Raw genomic sequence first — 7,159 nt, 5'->3', positions numbered from 1 at the left:
CCCCCCGCCCCCCCCCCCCCCGCCGGGACCCGACGGTGGCGGCCGACCGGCGGGCGGCCCGCCGACGGGACCGGACCGGTGGCCGCCCGCCGTCAGACCGTGGCCGGGGTGTACTTGTAGCCGACCCGGCGGACCGTCACGATGGTGTCCCGGTAGGCCGGTCCGAGCTTGCGGCGCAGCCGGGCGACGTGCACGTCGACCGTCCGCCCGTCCCCGACGTGGCCGTAGCCCCAGACCGCGGAGACCAGGTGGTCCCGGGTGTGCACCCGCTGCGGGTGCTCGGTGAGGTGGGCCAGCAGCTCGAACTCCAGGTAGGTGAGGTCGAGCAGCCGCCCGTCGACGTAGGCGTTGCGCCGCTCGCTGTCGACGGCGATACCGCGCTCGGCCGGGCGGACGTGACGGCCCCCCGCGACGGCGTGGGCGGCGGACCCACCGGTCGCCGTCGGCGTACCGGGAGCCGGGTGAGCCCCGGGGACCGGGTGCCCCCCGGAGAGCGCGGCGGCCCCGGAGACGGTGGCGGCGCCGGCCGGAACGCCGGGCAGCCCGACGGTCCCGGTCACCGGGCTCTCGGCCGGCACCAGCACCAGGTAGCCGACCATCGGGCTGCCGTTCACGCCGCCGAACTGCGCGCCGAACTGGGCGAGCACCCCCTGCGGCAGCACACCCTGCGGCAGGGTGGCGACGACGGCCGCCCCCTCCGGCAGCGCGGCGAGCAGCGCCTGGGGCACCTGCGGGACCGTCGCACCGGGCTGCGCGGCGGCGGGGGCCGGGACGACGGCCGGGCGGACCGGGCCGGCGTGGGGCGGACCGGCGTGGGGCGGGCGGGTTTGGGTCGGGCGGGCCTGGGGCGTGCGGGTCGCCGCGCCGGGCCATCGGTCGGCCCCCGGCGCCGGGGGGACGGACGGTCCGGCGACCCCGGACGTGCCGGGACCGGCCGCGGGGACGGCGGTGACCGGCGGGACGGAGCGGACCGCGCGCAGGTGCGGGGTCGCGGTGGGCAGGGGCAGGGTGGCCGTGGAAGAAGAAGACATGGTGTGCCGCTCATTTCGCGCGTGACGGACGGGGTGGAGTCGTCTGCGCGTCGACCGGGCGTACTGCCTGGGCTGGACCGAACCGGATCAGCGGGCGGAGGGCCGGGACGCGCTGGGCGAGCCGGGACACGTCTGATCGAACAGGTGCGGCTGCCGGGACGGCCAGAACGGCTCGAGGTCGGGGCGACCCCGTCGGCTGTCCACGGCGCGGCTCCCGCACCCGTTCCACCGTCCGATCCGTCCGTCCGCGCGCATCGCGGGGGCCGACCCGGTCGTTCGGGTACGGCCGACGACGTCGGGGGCGGTACTGGGGCAGACGATGTTCACTGGTGGTCTCTCCGCTGGGCGGGTCCGGATGGTCGGCCGCGGGCACGCCGGTGGGGCGGTCCGCTACGGCCTGGTCGACGGGTGTCGGCGGTGCGTAGGGCGGTGGGCCGGATGGGCCGTCAGCGCCGGGGACGCACCGGGAAGGTCAGGCCGGTCAGCGACAACACGCGCTGCAGGTCAGCGCGTGGTCGATGTAGCGGCGGACGGTGAGCGCCGGATCGGCGGCACCGGGCACGGCAGTGCCGGACACGAGGGCATCGGGCATCGGGGAGCCGGGCACGGCGGTGATGATGCATCGTCGGCCGACGGTCATCCGGCTGCCCTCCCCCTTCGTTCTCCACACGGTGGCGCGCCGTCTCCGGCGCCCGCCGACGATGCCTCGCCGGTTCGTCGAAGGCCGTCCGCCGGTCGCAACGCCCGTGCGAACGGGGTGTTTCCAGCACCCCCGACGGCATGGCCGGGCGGCCTTCGTCCACAGAGCCTTCCACGGCCGGGCCGGTCTAGGCAACCTTCGGCACAGTGATCGTCCGGGATGCGGACGGTCGGGTGAGACAGCGGGCTGAACGGGCAGGTCGGCGCGCCCACCTGCCAAGTCCTCGCACCACCGCCGCCGCCCGCCCGATGCACCACCGCGGCACACCGATGCTCCACCGCCGCCGCCCGCCCGATGCACCGCCGCCGCGCGGCCGACGTCGGGCCGGAGCCGAGTCGCCCTCAGGCGCCGACCGGGGCGCGGCGATACGTGCGGGCGGCGGCGTGCTCGACCAGCGCGACGAGCAGGTCCTTGCCGTCCTGCCGCAGCCGCGCGTCGCAGAGCAGCACCGGGATGCCCGGGTCGAGGTCGAGCGCCTCGCGGACCTCGTCCGGCGAGAACCGCTCGGTGCCCTCGAAGCAGTTCACCGCGACCAGGAACGGAATGCCGCGCTGCTCGAAGAAGTCGACCGAGGGGAAGCAGTCGGCCAGCCGCCGGGTGTCCGCGAGCACCAGGGCGCCGAGCGCGCCGCGGGCCAGTTCGTCCCAGACGAACCAGAACCGGTCCTGCCCGGGCGTGCCGAACAGGTAGAGCGCGAGGCCCGGCCGCAGGTCGATCCGGCCGAAGTCCATCGCGACGGTGGTGGTGCGCTTCGCCTCCACCCCCGAGGTGTCGTCCACCGGACGGCCCAGCTCGCTGAGCTCCTCCTCGGTGCGCAGCGGCCGGATCTCGCTGACCGAGCCGACCAGGGTGGTCTTGCCCGCGCCGAAGCCGCCCGCGACCAGGATCTTCACCGCGACGGACGGACCGCCGCGCCAGCGAGGGTCGTTGGCGTTCGCCGGGTGGGCCGCGGTGCCGTCCCGGTCGGGCGCGGTGCCGACCGGTCGGGGGTGGGGGTCAGAGCGCACGGAGTCCATTGATCACGTCTCGCAGCAGGCGCTCGTCCGGCAGCTCGGCGAGCGGAACGGGTCGGGTGACGCTGATCAGCTCGGCGTCGTAGAGGTCGCCGAGGAGGACCCGCACCACACTGACCGGCAGGTCGGTGTAGGAGCCGAGCTCGGCGACGGAGAGCGGCTCGCGGCGGCACAGGGTGAGCAGCGTCTGGTGCTCCGGGTCGAGGACGTGCGCGGGCACGGCCCCCGCGACCGGCCCGGGCTCGACGGCGGTGACCAGCGAGATCAGGTCGAACAGCCCCTCCTCGACCGGCCGGGTCCGGCCGCGGGTCATCGAGTAGAGCCGCACCACCGGGCCGGCCTCGTCGTCGAACCAGCGGTCGTCGACCGGGGTGCGCGGCCGGAAGAGGTCGACGTCGGGCCCGTCCGGGTCCGCCTGCCCGCCCTCCGCCACCGGGCCGTCCGGGCCGTCCGGGCCGTCGACACCGGACGGGCCATCGGCGCCGGCCGAACCCCCGGCACCGGCCGACCCTCCGACGCCGGACGGCCCGGCCGTGCCCACCGGCACCTGGGGGCCGTCCGACGTCTCCGGGCCGCCCGGCACATCCGCCATCGGATCCGCCATCGGACCGCTCATCTCACCGGCGGGGCGGTTTCGGTGCGCGGCTCGGCGGCCATGTGCTCGCCGACCCGCTTGACCAGCAGCGCCATCTCGTACGCGATCTGGCCGATGTCCGCCTCGGCCTCACTCAGCACGGCCAGACAGCTGCCGTCGCCGGCGGCCGTGATGAAGAGGAAGGCCTCGTCCAGCTCCACCATGGTCTGCCGGACGCCACCGACCTTGAAGTGCCCGCCGGCGCCCTTCGCCAGGCTGTGGAACCCGGCGGCGACGGCTGCCAGGTGCTCGGCGTCCTCGCGGTCGAGATCGCGGGAGGCACCGGTGGCCAGGCCGTCGTTGGAGAGGATCACCGCGTGCCGCAGGGCCGCGACGCGCCCCACCAGGTCGTCCAGGAGCCAGTTGAGGTCCCCTGACGACTGCATCGACGTGGTCATGAATCAGTTCCTTCCGCTGGAGCGGGTGGTGCGTGTGGAGCGGGTACAACGGGTGGTTCGGGTACGGCGGGTGGCACGGGCGCGCCGGTGTCCGGGTTCCGGCGGACCGGCTGCCCGGGCGGCACCCGACGGGCGAGCGGTGCCCGGCCGGTGTCCTGCGGCGCGGGCAGCGCCGCCGGGGCGGGTGCCGGGGCGATCGCCCGTCGGGACCGGTCCGGCGGCTGCCAGGCCGGTACGGCGGTGGATCGCCCGTTCCCCCGTACGGCACGATCGTCGGGCGTGCCGGGACGATCCGTCAACGGAGCACCGGGGCGGTCCGCCGGCGCACCGGCGCGGCCGGGGGACGCGCCCGCACGGTCGGCCGGAACGGTGGCGCCGCGACCACGGGTGAAGCCGCGCTGGAACGAGGCGAAGGTGGCCCGGGCCTCCTCGGGCGAGCGCTCCCGGACCTCCCGGGTCTCCCCGCCGTCGCGGGGGCCCCGGCCGTCCCGGGTGTCCGCGGCCGACGCTTCCCCGGCCGCGCCGTCGGCTCCGGCCCCGTTGCGGAACCGTTCCTTCAGCTGCTCCGTGAGCTGATCCCTGAGCTGCGGTGCCAGGTTCGCCTGCCGGACCCGCCGGGGCAGGCCGCCGAGCGTGCGAGGTGCGGCGTCCACGGGCGCAGCCGCGGCCGGGTCGGCGGCCGGCTCGACCCCGGCCGCGCCGGCGACCCCGACCACACCGGCCAAACCGGCAGCCGCGACGGCCGCCTCGGCCGCCGCCACCGCGAGGTCCTCCCGCCGGTGGCGCCCCGTCCCCGGCGCGTCCTCGGTGTCCGCCACGGGCGCGGGGACCAGCACCGGCCCGCCCTTGCCCCGCGAGGCCCGGCGCGGCAGCCCGCCCGCCGTACGGCCCGCCTCCGGCACGGACGGCCTCGGGCCGCCCGTCGTTCCGCGGTGCTTGCCCGCCTCGTCACCGCCGGCGACGGCGCCCGTACGGCCTCCGACCCCCGTCCCGGCCGAGGCACCCGCACCCGAACCAACACCAGCACCCGCACCCGAACCCGCACCCGCGAAGCCGACCGACCCGGACGCCGCCGAGGAGGCACCCCCCGACCCGGGCACGGCGACCAGGTCCCGCTGCCCGCGCCGGCCGCCCGCCGCGGCCCGGTGCCCGGCCGGGCCCGGCTCCGGCTTCCCGTCCGGCGCCTCCGCGAGCAGTTCGCGCGGGATCAGCACGACCGCCGTCGTCCCCCCGTAGGGGGACGGCCGCAGGTGCACCCGGATGCCGTGCCGCCGGGCCAGCCGACTGACCACGAACAGGCCCAGCCGGTCGGTGTCGGCGAGGTCGAACTCCTGCTCCACGGCGAGGCGTTCGTTGATCTCGGCGAGCATCTGCTCGCTCAGCCCGAGGCCGCGGTCGTCGATCTCCAGCGCGAAGCCGTGCGCGACCACCTCGCCCTGGACGGTGACCTGGGTGCTCGGCGGGGAGAACACCGCGGCGTTCTCGACGAGTTCGGCGACCAGGTGGGTGACGTCCGCGACGGCGCTGCCGAGCAGGCCGGTGCCGGGGAACGGCCGGACGATCACCCGGGCGTAGTCCTCGACCTCGCCGACGGCCGCCCGGACCACGTCCACCATCCGGACCGGCTTGCGCCAGGCCCGCCCGGGCGAACCACCGGCCAGGATGATCAGGCCCTCGGCATGGCGGCGCATGCGGGTGGTGAGGTGGTCGACCTTGAAGAGGTCCTCCAGCTCGGCCGGGTCCTCGGTGCGGCGCTCCATGGTGTCGAGCAGGGTGAGCTGCCGGTGCAGCAGCACCTGGCTGCGCCGGGCCAGGTTGACGAACACCGCCGAGACCCCGCGCCGCAGTTCGGCCTGTTCGACGGCGGCCTCGACGGCGGCCCGCTGCACCGCGTTGAAGGCCTGGCCGACCTGGCCGATCTCGGCGTTCCCGAAGTGCAGCTCGGGGGCCTCGGTGGCCACGTCCACCGGCTCGCCGCGGCGCAGCCGCAGCATGACGGACGGCAGCCGGGTGCCGGCCAGCTCGTCGGCCGCGTTGCGCAGGCCGATCAGCTCGCGGGCCAAGCCCCGGCCGATCCGGAACGAGATCATGATGGACAGCACCACGGCGACCAGGCCGACCGCACCGGCGATGCCGCCGCGCCAGAGCATCCCGATCGCCGCGGACCGCGCGCGCTCGTCCAGCCCGGCGGAGATCCGGCTGTTGATCGAGGCGAGGTCGCCGAGCGCCCGGTCGGCGGTCTCCCGCCAGGAGTCGGTGTTGAGCGCCTGGACCACGCGGTCGGGGCCGCCGGCGCCGACGAAGTCCGCTTCGGCTCGGGCCAGTGCGCCCCAGGCCTCCCCGCCGCGCAGCGCGGCGTAGTCGGACTGGTCGGCGGGGTCGAGCTCGGCGACGTAGACGGTGAACAGCGCCTGCTGGTTGTGCAGGGCGTCCAGCGCGACCTGGTACTGCTCGGCGGTGGGCCTGGCGGCGCCGGTGCGCAGGCCCTCCATCGCCGCGTCCTCCTGCGACAGGTACTCCCGGGCACGCACCAGCTCGATCAGGATGGTGCCCTGACGGGGGAGTTGGCCGCTCTGCCGGGCGACGTAGGCGGACCGGAAGCCGAACACCGGCTTGACCAGGTCGCTGTACTGGCCCAGCGCGAACTCCCAGTTCAGCGCGGAACGGCCGACCTGGGCGCGCAGCGGTCCGAGCTGGTCGGCGGCGGCGATGATCTGGACGAAGCGACCGCGCTGGGGGGCGGAGAGCTTGCCGCCGGAGCCGTCCTTCTTCTGCCGCAGCACGTCCAGGCTGCGGTCGGTGGCGGCCTTGGACCGTTCGTAGGCCTCCCTGGCGGTCGGCGACCGCGGGTCGGCCAGCCGCTGGACGGCGGCGCGGCGCTCGTTCTGCAGGTCGCCGGTGTACTGGTCGACCGGGCCCGCGAACTCCTTGTACGTACGGCTGATCCCGAGCTGGTTCCAGACGTCCCCGGTGGTGGCGATGGTCGCGTACGCCCACAGGGCCGTGAGCGCGACGATGGGCACCAGGAGCAGCGCGATGATCTTCGCGCGGATCGAGCTGCTGCGCAGACGCATGGAGTCCTCGGTCGGGAAGTGCCGGGCGCGGACGGGGAGCGGAGGGGGGAACATGGCGGGTCTTGGGAACGCTGGAGGGGTCGGCGGAGGGGCTCCCGGCCACAGGTCTGCGAGACTCTACTACGCCCTGACCACTCGTTCGAGGGGTGAACCGGTCCACCGACCGGTCTCGTCCCGCACACGTCAGAAACCGGTCACCCGTCCTCCGCTACGCATCCGGAACATCCGTCGATGCCCGGAATGCGGCGCCGGCGCGGGACCCGCGGCCTCCGCGATTCCTTCCCGGCGCCTCCCCCTCGCCTCCCCCTG

6 protein-coding genes are annotated in these 7,159 nt (G+C 75.9%); all 6 read right to left on the bottom strand.

The window, feature by feature from the left end; genetic code table 11:
• Nucleotides 1–92: 92 nt before the first annotated feature.
• Complete coding sequence (locus ACWGKU_RS27510; RefSeq protein ID WP_452180464.1) at nucleotides 93–728, bottom strand: winged helix-turn-helix domain-containing protein; 636 nt, start codon at nucleotides 726–728, stop codon at nucleotides 93–95.
• 784 nt (nucleotides 729–1,512) lie between these two features.
• Entirely contained in the window at nucleotides 1,513–1,671 is a 159-nt protein-coding gene (locus ACWGKU_RS27505; RefSeq protein ID WP_452180461.1) for a hypothetical protein, read from the bottom strand.
• 401 nt (nucleotides 1,672–2,072) lie between these two features.
• On the bottom strand, nucleotides 2,073–2,624 hold the full coding sequence (locus ACWGKU_RS27500; RefSeq protein WP_401053816.1) for a GTP-binding protein: 552 nt from the start codon (nucleotides 2,622–2,624) through the stop codon (nucleotides 2,073–2,075).
• A 103-nt stretch (nucleotides 2,625–2,727) separates the two neighbouring features.
• Entirely contained in the window at nucleotides 2,728–3,177 is a 450-nt protein-coding gene (locus ACWGKU_RS27495) for a DUF742 domain-containing protein (protein WP_452180463.1), read from the bottom strand.
• A 179-nt stretch (nucleotides 3,178–3,356) separates the two neighbouring features.
• Complete coding sequence (locus ACWGKU_RS27490; RefSeq protein ID WP_049652175.1) at nucleotides 3,357–3,776, bottom strand: roadblock/LC7 domain-containing protein; 420 nt, start codon at nucleotides 3,774–3,776, stop codon at nucleotides 3,357–3,359.
• Nucleotides 3,773–6,904 carry a sensor histidine kinase gene (locus ACWGKU_RS27485; protein WP_452180460.1) on the bottom strand — a complete coding sequence of 1,044 codons (3,132 nt, stop codon included), beginning with the start codon at nucleotides 6,902–6,904 and terminating at the stop codon, nucleotides 3,773–3,775. The genes ACWGKU_RS27490 and ACWGKU_RS27485 overlap by 4 nt, the downstream gene beginning before the upstream one ends.
• Nucleotides 6,905–7,159 lie beyond the last annotated feature (255 nt).

This window comes from Kitasatospora sp. NPDC054768, assembly GCF_053612025.1.
The sequence above is the reverse complement of the archived record's forward strand: the minus strand, read 5'-3'. Positions and strand labels throughout refer to the sequence as shown.